General features: G+C 62.4%; 13 protein-coding genes. 7 read left to right on the forward strand and 6 right to left on the reverse strand.

Annotated features, from left to right (window positions below; translation table 11 throughout):
* The first annotated feature begins 5 nt into the window (after positions 1-5).
* Positions 6-500, forward strand: a complete 495-nt coding sequence (locus ON058_RS09470) for a CAP domain-containing protein (protein WP_274668810.1) — start codon at positions 6-8, stop codon at positions 498-500.
* Complete coding sequence (locus tag ON058_RS09475; protein WP_274668811.1) at positions 497-973, forward strand: CAP domain-containing protein; 477 nt, start codon at positions 497-499, stop codon at positions 971-973. The genes ON058_RS09470 and ON058_RS09475 overlap by 4 nt, the downstream gene beginning before the upstream one ends.
* Before the next feature lie 3 nt (positions 974-976).
* On the opposite strand, the gene ON058_RS09480 is transcribed toward ON058_RS09475, so the two are convergent.
* A complete protein-coding gene (locus ON058_RS09480) occupies positions 977-1,525 on the reverse strand; it encodes a hypothetical protein (protein ID WP_274668812.1) in 549 nt (182 codons plus the stop codon).
* Positions 1,526-1,563: 38 nt separating this feature from the next.
* On the opposite strand from ON058_RS09480, the gene ON058_RS09485 reads away from it, so the two are divergent.
* The 3 genes from ON058_RS09485 to ON058_RS09495 are packed head-to-tail and all read left to right on the forward strand — an operon-like array spanning position 1,564 to position 5,479.
* A complete protein-coding gene (locus ON058_RS09485; protein ID WP_274668813.1) occupies positions 1,564-3,381 on the forward strand; it encodes a DUF4012 domain-containing protein in 1,818 nt (605 codons plus the stop codon).
* Between the two features lie 56 nt (positions 3,382-3,437).
* Positions 3,438-3,980 (forward strand): hypothetical protein, encoded by a 543-nt coding sequence (locus ON058_RS09490; RefSeq protein WP_274668814.1) that lies wholly within the window; start codon positions 3,438-3,440, stop codon positions 3,978-3,980.
* A gap of 17 nt (positions 3,981-3,997) precedes the next feature.
* On the forward strand, positions 3,998-5,479 hold the full coding sequence (locus tag ON058_RS09495) for a sugar transferase (protein WP_274668815.1): 1,482 nt from the start codon (positions 3,998-4,000) through the stop codon (positions 5,477-5,479).
* Positions 5,480-5,488: 9 nt separating this feature from the next.
* On the opposite strand, the gene ON058_RS09500 is transcribed toward ON058_RS09495, so the two are convergent.
* The 4 genes from ON058_RS09500 to ON058_RS09515 form a co-directional block, all read right to left on the reverse strand.
* Positions 5,489-6,460, reverse strand: coding sequence for a GDP-L-fucose synthase (locus ON058_RS09500; protein WP_274668816.1), 972 nt, complete (start codon positions 6,458-6,460; stop codon positions 5,489-5,491).
* A 2-nt stretch (positions 6,461-6,462) separates the two neighbouring features.
* The gene (gene gmd, locus ON058_RS09505; RefSeq protein ID WP_274668817.1) at positions 6,463-7,491 is read right to left on the reverse strand and encodes a GDP-mannose 4,6-dehydratase; all 1,029 of its coding nucleotides are present in this window, start codon (positions 7,489-7,491) and stop codon (positions 6,463-6,465) included.
* Positions 7,488-8,321 (reverse strand): CDP-glycerol glycerophosphotransferase family protein, encoded by an 834-nt coding sequence (locus ON058_RS09510; protein WP_342453046.1) that lies wholly within the window; start codon positions 8,319-8,321, stop codon positions 7,488-7,490. The genes gmd and ON058_RS09510 overlap by 4 nt, the downstream gene beginning before the upstream one ends.
* A gap of 359 nt (positions 8,322-8,680) precedes the next feature.
* Entirely contained in the window at positions 8,681-9,898 is a 1,218-nt protein-coding gene (locus ON058_RS09515) for a glycosyltransferase family 4 protein (protein WP_274668818.1), read from the reverse strand.
* Between the two features lie 627 nt (positions 9,899-10,525).
* Between ON058_RS09515 and ON058_RS09525 the strand changes: the two genes are divergently transcribed.
* Together ON058_RS09525 and ON058_RS09530 are read left to right on the forward strand one after the other, a co-directional pair.
* A complete protein-coding gene (locus ON058_RS09525) occupies positions 10,526-11,638 on the forward strand; it encodes a glycosyltransferase (RefSeq protein ID WP_274668819.1) in 1,113 nt (370 codons plus the stop codon).
* Positions 11,638-12,729 (forward strand): glycosyltransferase family 4 protein, encoded by a 1,092-nt coding sequence (locus ON058_RS09530; RefSeq protein WP_274668820.1) that lies wholly within the window; start codon positions 11,638-11,640, stop codon positions 12,727-12,729. The genes ON058_RS09525 and ON058_RS09530 overlap by 1 nt, the downstream gene beginning before the upstream one ends.
* On the opposite strand, the gene ON058_RS09535 is transcribed toward ON058_RS09530, so the two are convergent.
* Positions 12,623-14,104: an O-antigen polymerase gene (locus ON058_RS09535; protein ID WP_274668821.1), complete on the reverse strand. Its 1,482-nt coding sequence runs from the start codon at positions 14,102-14,104 to the stop codon at positions 12,623-12,625. The two genes, ON058_RS09530 and ON058_RS09535, sit on opposite strands and share 107 nt — an antisense overlap.
* Positions 14,105-14,244 lie beyond the last annotated feature (140 nt).

The following is a 14,244-nucleotide window of genomic DNA, read 5'->3' on the forward strand; positions in this document are numbered from 1 at the left end:
GGCCGATGCGACGGCGCACTGTGGCGCTTGTGGCGGTGGGTGCCCTGTTGCTCGCGGGCTGCACCCAGTCATCGTCCAGCGTGGACCTGCCTTCCGCTGCCGACTACGAGACGGAACTGTTGGGGGCAGTGAACGCCCTGCGGGTGGAGGAAGGCGTTGCAGTCCTCCAGACATCCGAGTGTCTATCCGGCCACGCGCGCGACCGCGCCGCCCAGCTACCCGGTGCCGTCGAGGTGCCGCGCGAAGACCTCCCCGCCGACTGTGGCGACTACGACTATGCAGGGGAGAACGTGTCTCGCTCCGACCAGATCCCCGTTGATGTGGTCGACCAATGGGCGTCGAACTCCACGCAGTACCCGAACCTGGTGGACCCCGCCTTCGAGATCGCAGGGGTAGGTTGCGTGCCGGTATCCGCCGCGGACAATTCCGAGATTGCCACTGGAGACGACTCGGTAGGCGGGATGGCCTGCTCGATGATCTTCCAGGGATACACCCCGTGAGCCGCCCAGGCCGTATCGCCGTGACGGGGGTCATCGGTGTCACGCTCATACTCGCCGCGTGCCAAAGCGGCGGTACCCCGAGGCCGGCGACGACGCCCGCAGAATCCCGCGACACCGCGGCGTACGCACTGGAGGTGTTCGATGCCGTCAACACCGAGCGGAAAGCGGGCTCCCTCGAGGCGCTTACCTGGGACGAATGCTTGAAAGACGCGGCAGCACCCCGAGCCGCAACCGCTGCAGGCGCAGACGACCTGCAACACGAAGCGCTCCTGGTGGGATGTGGGGACGGCGCGCGGACCGGCGAAAACCTCAGCCGACTCGACGCCACCCCCGCGGAAGTCGTGGAGCGTTGGATGGAGTCCGCGGGCCACCGTGCCAACATCCTTGACGAAGGGTTCACCGTCGGCGCCGTGTCCTGCGTGGCAGCAACGGCGATCGTCACCTGCTCATTCTTGGCGCAAGAACCCCGGTAGCCGTCAGCGCGGCTCAGTCATGAGCCACCGTGCGATGGTCTGGCAGTCCTCATCGATCATGGAATAGGCCTTCGCGTAGGCGGCCGCATTCTTGCGGTACGGATCTGGAATGTCGCGAATCCCCGCAGCCGTCAGATGGCCCCGGAGAGGCTGTAATGCCGCCGGCAATGCGCTGATCCGGGCCTTCACATCGGCCCCCTCAAGCGGAACTCCTAGGCGTGCCGCCGTCGCCAACTCTCCCAAGGCAAACGTCTTCTTCATCGCCGTTGGCGCCATCTTGACGACCTCCGTGCGGTGCGCCACCGTCATCGTCGCAATGACCTCGGCTTCCCTGACCGTGGCGGGCGTCAACTGGTGAGCGCGGTGGCAGCGTGCGTCGAAGCCGCTGGCATCAAGGTGAGCAAGCATCGGCTCTGGGACTTGCCCGTCTGGCACGGCATGGGTGCCTGCGCTCGCCGGACGCACCACATCCCCCAGGTACGCTCGTAGCAGGACCGCAGCCGCAGGCGACCGGCAGATGTTGCCCGTGCATACGGTCAGGATCTTGGTCACAGTGACTCCGTCTCTCGTCGCAAAGGAGACCCCTCCGAATGTCCGGACACCAGGGAAGTCCCACGGTACCGTCGCCGCCCCCAGGCGCACAGGAGTCCACCCCTCCAACGAACAAGCGCCGCCGTGTGTGGCCGTGGGTGACCATGGGGTTCGTCACACTCGTGCTGGTGTGGGTGGGGCTCCTGGGGTGGGATGCCTGGAAACTCCAAGGCGCGGCCACCGACCTCGAAGCACACGCTTCCGCCGCGCAAGAAGCGGTTCGCAACAGAGACGCCGATGCGTTGAGCGCCCACGTTCTTGACGTCCAGCACGCTGCCGACGACTTCGCTGCCCACGCCTCCGGGCCGCACTGGGCAGTGGCGTCCTGGATTCCATGGGTCAAAGATCAGACGGTGCCGGTGCAGCAAGCGGGCGCATCCGTGGGGGCGCTCGCTGACGGTGCGCTCGAACCGCTGGCCCAGATCGATGACCTGTCCGTCCTGGAAGTCCCGCCCATCGACAACGGCCGGATCGACCCATACGTGCTAGAGCCCTACCGGGAGACGTTGGCGGGCGCGGCAACCACCATCGAGACGGAGCTGGCGGCCCTGGACGGTCTAGACACCTCCCGCACCATCGGCTTGGTCGCCGACCAAGTCACACGCCTCACGAGCGAGATGGAGCAGGTGGGCTACCTGATCCAAGGCGCCCACGTGGCCGCGGAACTGCTGCCCGCAATGCTCGGTGCCGACGGCGAGCGAACCTACGCAGTCATGGTGCAGAACAATGCCGAGCCCCGAACCTCCGGCGGCATCCCCGGCGCCATCCTGGAGATGTCCATCGACGACGGACTGATGACGTTGGTGCAGTACGAGTCTGCTGCCGCCATGGCTACCCCGCAGGATGCTGTCGCGGAACTAACGGAGGACGAACAGCGCATCTTCACCGAACGTATGGCCTGGTATCCGCAGGACGTGAACTTCACTCCCGAGTTCCCCCGCGCGGCCGAGTTGATGAGCGCGTTTTGGGAACGCGAGTTCGGCGACGCGCCCGATGGTGTGCTGTCCGTGGACCCGGTGGCGCTGCAATACATGCTGGCCGGCATGGAGCCAACTGATGTTGCGGGCGTCACCATTACAGGCGACAACGTGGCTCAGATCATGCTCAACCAGGTGTATTTCGAGTTCGAGGACCCCGACCAGTCGGATGCGTTTTTCGCGCTCGCCGCCAGCACCTTGTTTGGAGACCTGTTGTCGTCCCAGAACTCGGCACTGGCGCCTGGGCTTGAGCGGGCTGCTGCCGAAGGGCGTCTGGCGCTGTGGTCCGCAGACGCCGACGAACAAGCGCTGCTTGCGACCACAGGAATCGACGGCGACTTCATGAAGCGTGACGATGCCCTGGGTGTGTTCCTCAATGACGGTTCGGGGTCGAAGATCGGCTACTACATCGACGATGAAGTGGAGACCGTGGTGGAACAGTGCTCCAACGGGGATGTGGTGCGGGCCTCGGTGAGCATCGAGTTGAGACACGGACTCGATGCAGAATCGAGTTCCGATCTTCCCTGGTATATCTCGGGAGGCGGGGTGTACGTCCCAGAGTCGGAGTTCCACGCCAATGTCCTGGTCTACCCGCCGGTGGGCATGGGGATCGACGGCGTCACTGTCGATGGCGAAACCGCCACCTTCCATCCTGAACATCACCATGGGCGAGCGTTGGGCGCATCGCGCGTGGTGCTGTCACCGGGGGATTCGACTGTCGTGACTTACGAGCTGTCCTCCACTGCATGGGGTGTTGCCGTGCCCCCTACTGTCATCACCCCTGGTCCCACGAGTGGGATGTTCGTCACACAGGAGCTTGTCAGCGCGCCGGATTGTTAGAATTGTGTGCGGTGGAGACCATTCCGCGCACAGTAGTTCAAGCAGGTTGAGGAAACATGATCCGTCGTATTGCAGCTCTTGGTGCCGCCGTGGCATTGACTCTGGGTGTCCCCGTAGCCGCGGTTGCTGACGAGTACCCCGCTCCCGAAGCAGACCTCGAGTGCTCGACGCAGCAGACGCCTGTCGTCACCGACTTCACCTGCACGGTGTTCGGCGAAGAGGGCGACGACGCACAGATCCAGACAGAGTTTGATGGTGCCGATGCCACGATCGCTGGCGCGCAGGTCTCCGAGGTCAAAACCATCGTGGATGGTAAGGCCACCTGGACGGTGCACGCCCCTGACGTCACCGGCCCCATCACGATTGTGGGCTACACCGCTGAGGTTGCTATCGACACCACGGCGACCGTGATGGTGATTGACGCTGGCGTTGACAGCGGCGCAGAAGACGGAACCGGGTCGGAGGCGAGCAACAACCTGCCCGCGACCGGTGCGTCCAACAGTGCCCCGCTGATCGTCGGATCCGTGGTGCTGGTTGCGGCAGGAACGTTCGTCGTGATCATCGCGGTGCGCCGCCGCCGGCGCGAACAAGAGGCCTGAACTTCCGGGGGGTATCCGTGACTGACGCAGGCAACACCCCCGGGGCTGCGTCGACGGAGCGCATGGGCGGGGGGCACGGCTGGGCCCGCAAGTACCGCCGCCGCCTACTAGTGACGGACGTCATCGTCATCGCTGCCATCATGCTTGTGGCTCACCTGGTGCGTTTTGGTCCAGATTTCTTTGAGCCAGTCGCGGGCCCGTCCGCGCCCGCCTACTGGTTTGTCACCTTGGCGATCTCTGTGCTGTGGGCAGTCCAGATGGTGGGAGCCAAAGCGTACGAGGTCCGCGTGCTGGGCCATGGTCCACAAGAGTTTCAACGCATTCTGCGTGCTGCCTTCCGGACCTTCGCTGCTATCGCGATTGTGGGCTTTCTGACGCAGTGGGAAATCAGTCGCGGGTACCTGCTGTTCGCGCTACCACTAGGAACTCTCGCCTTGATGGGTGGACGGGCCTTGTGGCGTCTCAAGGTCCACCACCAGCGGGACCGTGGCTATCTGCTGGCGCAGGCGATCGTGGTTGGCCCGCTCAAGCAGTCTGAAGAAATGATTCGACGCCTCAGGCGCGCGCGACGTGCGGGATACAACGTCATCGGCGTGTGTCTGCCTCCCACCAGCCGGGGTGAACTTGCCGACGATGTTGCTGACGTGCCGGTTCTCGGTTCGATCCTGGATGCTCCGGAGATTGCCAAACAGGTGGACGCGGAGTTTCTGATCTTGTCGGGCACGGACGAGATGTCGACCACGGAAGCGCGCCGGTTGGGGTGGGCGCTCGAAGGCAGCGGTGTGGGGCTCATCATCGCGCCCGCGATGGCCGAGGTCACGGGTCCCCGTGTCGTTGTCAGTCCCGTCGAGGGTTTGCCGCTGCTTCACGTGGATGAGCCTCAGTTCCGTGGCGGCAAGTTTGTCCTGAAGTACACCGTGGACCGCGTGTGGGGGGTCTTGGGACTGATCCTTGCTGCAGTGCCGATGCTTGTGATCGCCATAGCGGTGAAGGCCACGAGTCCGGGACCGGTGTTCTTTAGACAAACCAGGGTGGGTCTCAACCACCGTGAGTTCACCATGCTGAAGTTCCGTTCCATGTACACGGATGCGGACCAGCGCGCGGCCGAGCTGGAACGCCGTGAGGACGATCCTGGGAACGAAGTGCTGTTCAAGATGCGTGACGATCCGCGGGTGACCTCTGTGGGGAGGTTCCTGCGGCGTTTCTCGCTTGATGAGCTGCCCCAACTGATCAACGTGGTTCGGGGAGACATGGCGATCGTGGGGCCGCGTCCGCCTCTGCCGAGTGAGGTGGAGCAGTGGGGCCACGATGTGGCGCGGCGTCAGTTGGTGAAGCCGGGACTTACTGGTCTGTGGCAGGTGTCGGGACGGTCTGACCTGGACTGGGAGCAGAGTGTCCGGCTTGACCTGTACTACGCGGAGAACTGGTCGATCGGTGGGGACACCGTGATTGTGTTGCGTACCGTCTGGGCCGTGATCGCAGGCAAGGGCGCGTACTAGCGCTGCTGTCTATCCGCGCAAACTGTCGCGGTGTTTGCGGTACCACGCAACGGTGCGTTCCATGCCTTCGGTGAGGCCGATGCCGGCTTCCCACCCGCTGTCACGCAGCGTGGAGATGTCCAAGAGCTTTTGGGGGGTTCCGTCGGGTTTGGAGGTGTCCCATGCGGTGGTGCCGTTGAAGCCCGTCACTTCCGCGATGGTGTGGGCGATCTCCTTGATGGTGACGTCTGTGCCCGTGCCGACATTCACTTGGGTGGGGCCGTCATAGTGTTCCAGGAGGTGCAGGCACGCGGCGGCCATGTCGTCCGCGTGCATGAACTCGCGCCGGGGCGAGCCGGTGCCCCAGTTGGTGACGGTGCTTGCCCCAGCCCTGACGGCTTCGTCGTAGCGGCGGATGAGCGCGGGGAGTACGTGGGAACCTTGCGGGGAGAAATTGTCGTTCGGCCCGTACAGGTTGGTGGGCATCGCGGAGATCCACGGCACGCCGTACTGACGCCGCGCTGCCTGAACGTGCAGGATTCCTGCAATCTTCGCGATGGCGTAGGCGTCGTTGGTGGGTTCCAGGTGTCCCGTCAGGAGCGAGTCTTCCCGTATGGGTTGTGCTGCAAGTTTGGGGTAGATGCAGCTCGATCCAAGGAACAGGAGGCGTTCCACGCCCACGTCGAGCGCGGCGTCAATCACGTTGGTCTGGATCCTGATGTTGTCTGACAGGAAGTCCACCGGGTACGTGTTGTTGGCAAGGATGCCGCCCACTTTCGCGGCGGCCAGCATCACGTAGCGGGGCTGGGCGCTTCGCATGTACGCAAAGGTCGCGTCACGGTCTTTGAGGTCAAGCTCGGTGGAAGCCGCGCCGCGCAGGTGGGTGAAGCCTTGGGTTTCAAGGTGACGCCAGACCGCCGAGCCCACGAGACCTCGATGCCCCGCGACGTAGAACGTGGAGTCCCGGTCAAGCGGGCCGGGGGTGAACGCGGTCGAGCCCACGGTTACGCATCCCAACTGGGGAGGTCAACACGGTCGATCCAGGGAGTTCCTTGGTGGGCAAGTTCCTGCATGTCCGCTTCCACCATGAGCCGCGCGAGTTCGGGCCCATGCACGGTCGCCTTCCAGCCCAGTTCGCGCTCGGCTTTGCTGGCGTCTCCGATGAGCGCATCGACCTCGGTGGGGCGTAGGTAGCGTTCGTCGAACTTCACGTGGTCGCGCCACTGCAGGCCGGCAGCGTCAAACGCGCCTTCCAAGAACTGTTCCACGGTGATACCCACGCCCGTCGCGAGTACATAGTCCGTAGGAGCATCGGCCTGCAAAGTGCGCCACATTCCCTCGACGTACTCGGGTGCGTAGCCCCAGTCTCTGATCGCGTCCAAGTTGCCCAGATACAGGCTCTCTTGCAGGCCGGCCTGAATGCGCGCCACCGCGCGGGTGATCTTGCGTGTCACAAAGGTCTCGCCGCGGCGCGGAGACTCGTGATTGAACAGGATCCCGTTCACGGCGTACATGTCGTAAGCCTCGCGGTAGTTCCGGGTCATCCAGTACGAGTAGACCTTGGCTGCACCGTACGGGCTGCGTGGATAAAACGGGGTGTCCTCACCCTGGGGCGGGGGCGTTGCACCAAACATTTCCGACGTCGAGGCTTGATAGATCCTGGTGTCGATTCCCGCTTTGCGCACCGCCTCCAACATGCGGGTAGTGCCCAAGCCGGTGACGTCGCCAGTGTGCTGCGGCTCATCGAAGCTGACGCGCACATGCGATTGGGCAGCAAGGTTGTAGACCTCGTCAGGGTTGATGTCCGACAACAAACTCACCAAGCGGGAGCCATCGGACAAGTCGCCGTAGTGCAAATGCAGGCGCACGCCCTTGTCGTGCGGGTCTTCATAGAGGTGGTCGATGCGGCTGGTGTTGAAGGTGGAGGCGCGCCGAATCAGCCCGTGGACCTCGTAGCCTTTGCGAAGCAACAACTCAGCAAGGTAGGAGCCATCCTGGCCGGTAATTCCGGTGATGAATGCGGTTTTGCTCATTCGCCTGCCCTCCTCAAGATCGCAGGAGTACGACGCTCGGTTGCAAGTGTTGCAACTGCATCGCCGAACTCTTTAAGAATGCTGTCATAAGTGCGGAGCCCGAGCACCTCTCGAGGACCGTCGTAGGTGACAGTGTCGCCATCGCGGCACTGTTGCATGAATCGCGCAACTTGGTCATGTGAGGCCGCAATCCAAGGCTGCATGAAGTCGGCGAAGTTTGGCTGGTTGAGGCCCCGAGTGGACTTGAAGGCAGCAAGATCCGGCAGAACAAGCAGGATCGGCTTGTTGAGGTGCATAAATTCAACCCAAACACTCGAGTAGTCGCTCACCATTCCATTCGCAGCGCCGATGAGTCCGTAGAAGGGGACACGAGCTGCAGCCAGCTCGGCATCAGTGATGATGCGCATGCCCATCTGGCTCCAGTCGAACGAATCCAGTGGGTGCGGCTTGACGACGATGGTGACTCCGTTGTCTTCGGCAGCCCGTCGCAACGTCTCCATCACTTCACTATGTGTGACGGCTGAGAACGGGGTGCCATCGTGGAGGGCCGCGTGATGGGTAGCCGTGGACTCCCTGTAGGTCGGAAGCCATAGGACGTAGGGGGCAGAAATGTTGAGTCGTTCTGCGGCAAGTCCGGTCTGCTCAGGGCTCATGAGGGCCTCACGAGGATTCCCTGGGATAACACGTGGATCCCGCATCGATAGGTCCTCGATGATCTGCGGAATCCATGAGGTGGCGTTCGAAGCGATCGCGTTCGCCCCGATGCGGTTGCGAAACTCCTGGTTTGCGGTTCGCTTGGGCCCGTAGCCATGCCAGAGGTTGACATGCATGCGTCTGCCAGCCGGGCGCGGTGATGTCGCAAATCCGTGTGTGTAGAGGACAAGGCTGTCCTGGATCACGTGACGAAGGTCGCTTCTCCGCTGCCTCCGTTCCACTGTGATGTTCTCCGGGAGGATCGCGTGTCCCAGCCACGAGTTGACTGTCTCAAGATGGCGCCCGGTCAGCGCGGTGTCGGAGGTCAACAGGTCGACAGGCGATTCCGTCCGCCTCGCAACAGCTATGGCTGCGACAATCGCATTCTCATCTGTTGCTGGGTGCCCCACAACACACACGCGTGGCCTTGCCGGAGTCAGCCTCATCGCAGTCCGAACTGCGTGTGTCAAGAACTCCATTGAGCGCTCCCTGGATCTCAGACTCTCGTGACGTCGCGCTTGAGCGCCTCCGACCATTGCGCAAGCGCGTCACGGGCACCGAACTTGTGTTGTGCATAGCGTGCAGCGTTCAAGCCGAGTGCCTTGGCGCGGTCTGGATCTCGCCGCAGATCGTCGAGAGCGGACGCCAACGCTGCGCCATCGCCAGAGGGAACGACGAGTCCCGCGCGTGACTCTCCAATGATGCGTGCAACGATCCCGTTGGGGTCCACGCAAGCCACTACAGGGCGTCCGGCCACCAGGTAACTGGTGAGTTTGCTGGGCGTGGCCATCTCACGTACTCCTGGAAGTTCGTTCACGAGTAGGGCATCGGCGGCGACAAGGGCCAGGGGAAAAGTGTCCTCCGGCAGCGGGTCCACGAACGAAACGTTCGTCGCGTCGTGTGCTTGCTCTTCTAGCGAGTGCCGCTCAGCACCATCGCCTACGAAGTAAAACGCCAGCGAAGGAGCGGACTGAGCCGCGATCTCGGCAGAATCGAGGACAGTCCGAAGGCCTTGCTTGACGCCCATGTTGCCTGCGTGCAAACCGATAAAAGCGTTGGTTGGCCAGCCCAAAGTGCGGCGGGCTTCCTCTTGGCTCGTCGATCTCGTCGTGATGTGCGTCCAGTTCTTGATGACTTGGACACGTGATTCAGGCATGCGCAGCTGCGCGACGATCTGTCTCGACATTGCCTCATCTATCGTGACGACCGTGTGGCACCTGCGCAGGGTCCATCCCTCGATGAAAGCCATGATGCGTATCGTTCGCCGACTGGCTCCGGATGTCTCGGCAAGGCCGACGGTGTAGAGGTCTTGGACCCATGCGACGCGATGAGCGCGGCGATACAACAAGGCACGAAGAGCCACGATGGCGCTCGCGAAAAGGGCCGGCGACACAATGAGGATCGTGTCGGGGCGGTGCCACCCGGACAACACGGCTCGCAGTCCGTACGAGACCTCGGACAGCACCCGGCGGAGGCCGCGGGGAGGGTTGGGAACGTAATGGGCGCAACGCTTGACCGAGAGGCGCGGGTTCTGCGGTGTTCCCGCATGGAGGTCTGCCTGCTTGTCGCGGCGCCATGCTGGATAGTGTGGGTACGTGGTGACAACCCTGACGTCATTTTCTGTGCGCGCTAGATCGGACGCGAGAGCGGACGTATACGGGGCGATCCCCGTCGTTTCCGGCGCAAAGTTGAGACCTAAAATAGTGACTCGCACACCCTCACACTACTTCCCAATCTGTTTGGAGAGGTGACGCATGTCAGAGCGTGACGTACCGTCAGATATACCTGTTGTGCCTTTAGGGCGCGCACCGGGGTCACGCGAGTCTTGGGGCAGGTCTACCGCAGTGATGATTCTGTGGGGGATCGCTGAGCTTCTGTTCGTCACAAATCCAATGCAAGTGTCATCTCGGATTCGTGTGAGTGTGCTGAGGATGTTTGGTGCGTCCATTGGGACGGGGGTGGTTTTTCGCCCGCGGACCCGAGTTCACTCGCCGTGGAACCTTGAGATAGGAAACGACTGCTGGATCGGGGACGGAGTGTGGTTCCACAACCAGGGCAACATACGCATCGGTCGTGATGTCGTGATCTCCCAGGGTTCATTCCTCACCACAGGTTCTCATCGTCACGCTACGGATATGGGGCTTGTGGTCAAACCTATTACGGTCGACGACGGGGTTTGGGTGACGAGCCGGTGCATGATCTTGGGTGGTGCTCAGGTCGGACGTTCAGTTCTAGTCCGTCCCATGACGGTGGTGCATGGCAACGTCGCTGATGGACTGGTGGTTCAGGGGAATCCAATGAAGGTAGTGGGCAAGCGCTTCCCGACGGAGAGGCCTTGAGCATGAGAATCCTGCAAGTCGTGACGCTTGTCTCACCCGACTCCGCGTACGGCGGACCGTTGCGTGTAGCGGTCAACCAGGTACGGGAGCTCAGGGCCAGAGGTCATGAGGTTGAACTAGTCGCGAGTTACCGAGGTTACGAGAATCCGCCGCATGAGGTCGACGACGTCACCATCACGGCCTTCCCCGCGCGGCAGGTGTTGCCAGGGTTGGGCTTCGCCGGAGTAGCGTCCCCCTCGATGATGAAGTGGCTTCGACGGCACCGTCGTGACTTCGACGTCGTTCACATTCACTACGCTCGCGACCTGGTTGCTGTGCCTGCAGCTACGGTGTTTCGCGGGGTAGACGTGAAGGTGGTCCTTCAATGTCACGGCATGGTTGACCCCACGACTCGGGTTTTGGGCAAGCTTCTTGATGCAGGGTTCACTCGGCGTCACCTGCGGCGTGCCGCTGCAGTTTGCTATCTCACGGATCGCGAAGCACAGGAGCTCGTTGAGGTGGCCGGTTCGGGAGTTCAACTTCAGCGGCTTACCAACGGCGTGCCTCGCGTAGCCAGCCAAAAGCAGTGGTCTGACGTTGCGTCAACGGAGTTCATCTTCATCAGTCGACTCCATCACCGGAAGCGGCCTACAGCGTTGCTCGAAGGCGTGGTCGCACTACGGAAGCAGGGCCACTCGGTCGTCGGCGTGGTTGCTGGGCCGGACGAGGGTGAAGGACCGCGCGTTCAGCGTTTGGTTGACGAGTACCCCATGTGGTTGAGCCGAGAGCCGGCACTGGCGAGCGACGAGGTCAGCCAGCGACTCCTGAATGCAGACGTCTTTGTGCTGCCGTCGAGGGACGAACCCTTCCCCATGGCGGTCTTGGAAGCGATGTCGGTCGGGTTGCCGGTCATCGTCGCAGAGTCGTGCGGGTTGTCCACAGCGGTCCGCAGCGCCGACGCTGGGATCGTGGTACGCGACGATCTGTCTGATCTTCCAGAAGCGATGGAGACACTCGCTGACAGCCTGCGTGCGCGAGTGCAGCGCGGGGCGAACGCGACAGCACTGGTGGCACGAGAGTTCTCGATGGGGCACATTGTGGACCGACTGGAGTCCGTGTATGGGAAGTGGGGCTAATGAAGGTAGTCCTGACGCAGTCGTATGTCCCCGAGTACAGGATCCCGCTGTTCAATGCCATCGCTACGCGTCTCTCGGATGCAGGGGCAGAGTTCGTTGTTGCCGCGGGGAAGCCTTCGCGACTTCAAGCGCAGCGAGGTGACGAATCTAGGGGTGGCCCCTGGCACCGGGACGTTCCTTCCCGGGCCCTGAACCTAGGCGGCAGGCTTGTGCGATGCCGCACGTTGCCTCGCGACCTCAAGGGAGCGGACGTCCTCGTCACCGAGTTTGATGCAAAGAACATGCTTGCGTGGGGCGTTCCTCCTCATGGTGCGCGCAAAGTCGTGCTGTGGGGGCACGGCAAGCCGTACGTGACGCGCACCAATCGTGTGAACGAACAGCTGAAGCGACTACTCGTATCGCGCGTGGCCGGCGTGATGACGTACACGGAGGGCGGCCGTGACCATGTGGTCAGATCCTTGGGTGGCGATCCCGATTCTGTTGTCGCAATCGGAAATGCTGTGGATACCCACGTGGCGCGTCGCGCGCGGATGGAAGCGGCTAGTAGCGGTGAAGGCGACGACTTGCGTCAACGCTTGGGCGGCGGACCCCACGCGCTTTACGTGGGTGGCCTTGACGCCTCGAAGCGCATTGACTTCTTGATCGCGGCAGCACAAGCCCTACGAGGACTTAATGATGGCTCTCGATTGATCGTGTGTGGGGACGGAGTCGAACGTGCGCGTGTGGAAGAAGCCGCCGCGGCCGGCGACGTGCATTTCGTTGGACGCGTTGGCAGGAGTCAACTCGGTGCCGTGTCTGCGAGCGCGTCCGCCATCTGGGTTCCTGGACGCGTGGGACTCGTAGCGGTCGATGCGGTTGCTTTGGGTTTGCCGCTCTACACGACAGACTACGCATTCCACGCTCCAGAGATTGAGTTTCTCCGAGAGCCGTGGCTACAGAAACTTCCCGATGACCCTCAGGCCTTTGCCTCCGCGGCGCTGACACTCATGGAGAGTCCGCTTCGGGGCGAGCCTGAGCTGCTTTACGACGTTGATGACGTAGCGCAGAACTTCGTGAACTGTGTGCTGAGAGTTGGGTCGTTGCGCCCGTAGTGACTACCCGGTTGGAGTGCGCCCGCGCGTAGCTCGATGCACGCTGAACGGGAGGTTTGTGATTTCCGGGCAGGGAGCGAGTGCTGCTCCACCAAACGACGGCGACAATGACGGCGAAACCTGCCATTGCTTGAAGTAGCGATCCACGCATGAGAATGATCGTGTAGAAGGGCAGCACGCAGGCGAGTGGAGTCGGCAGTCCGCCTATCGCAATACTGGCGTGAGATGCACGATCGAGCTTCTCAAACACGTAGCCAAGTACTCCGAAGGTGCAGGCTACGCCAGCGATCCCGAAGTTGATGTAGGCCTCGGCCTGCAGGGGGGCTGAGAGGTTGGTGAAGTTATACCCCTCGTGTTCGGCGAGCAAGACTCCTGTGTCGAGCGGCTTGCTCGGCCACAAGGCTCGAGGCACGAAGAACATGACGCTTCCAAGAAGTTGATAGCCCCAGGTGAGGCCCTCCGAACTGACATACCCGACTGTGTTCGCCAGCTGTGCAAACGCGTCAAAGTCGCCAGACGTGAGTGCGTCCGAAACGCCTTCGCGTTCGACCGAAGTGTCGAGAGTGTGCCGGAACGTATCGAGGATCGGGAAAAGTACCACCATGGCGATGGGAGCCGTGAATGCGGCCAGGCGAAACCGGTGGACTGTGCTGAAAGCACCCACGGCAGCAAGTAGTGCCAAGGCCGCCGTGCCGAAGGAGTAACGGGACGAACTGATCGGGTTGATAACGAAGAGCACCGCTGCTACACCAGTCCACAAAAGCAGGGGATTGACCGCAGAGCCCTGCCGCAGTGCTGCCCTCCGCGCAACCAGGCCACACACCACCGCGGCCATGAGCCCTAGCGTCGCAACGTCAGCGAAGATGACATTGACCGCGGAGTCGCCAAGCGCCTCGGACTTGAGGTCGCCCGAGTCCTCTCGAGATTGCAGGAATGCCCTTGGCGAAACAATGGCGACGTAAGCTGCCGCAACTGCGAGACAAGCAACTACTGCGACCGTGGTCCGGCGCCCAGATATCGCTCGGACTCGCTGTGCAGGCCCGGCGACTGCACCGGCGGGATTGTCTCGCACAAGGCGGGAACCCACGAGCAGGCCGAGCATTGAGAGCAATACGAGCGCAGCCGCTTCATCGAAGTACTGCACGGGCAGGGTAGGGATGTTGCCGACGTGCCCGACTCGCAGCTGGACGAGTGGTGCGACGCCTAGGAACAGGTAGATGAACATCCATGTCGTCATCTGATACAGCCGCACCTTGCGCGCCGACAGGAGCCGCGCGTACTCGACACTCGAGACGATGATTACGAGTGACAGGAGCAGTTCCGCAATCGAGTTCGCGCTTGCTGGTGTGAAACGGAAAATGGCGGCTAGTGTCATCGCACCAAATAGCGTCACGACCGCCATGCCCCACCAAGGGTCTACGAGCGTAGCCTTCGCGCGGTGAGGGGCTACGCGTTTGTAGTGCGACACGTTGCCCACCTCTCCGCTTCGCAAAGGACCGCACGAGCGTGCTCTCG

Source organism: Demequina sp. B12 (assembly GCF_028823635.1).
In the GTDB taxonomy this organism is placed as follows: Bacteria; Actinomycetota; Actinomycetes; order Actinomycetales; family Demequinaceae; genus Demequina.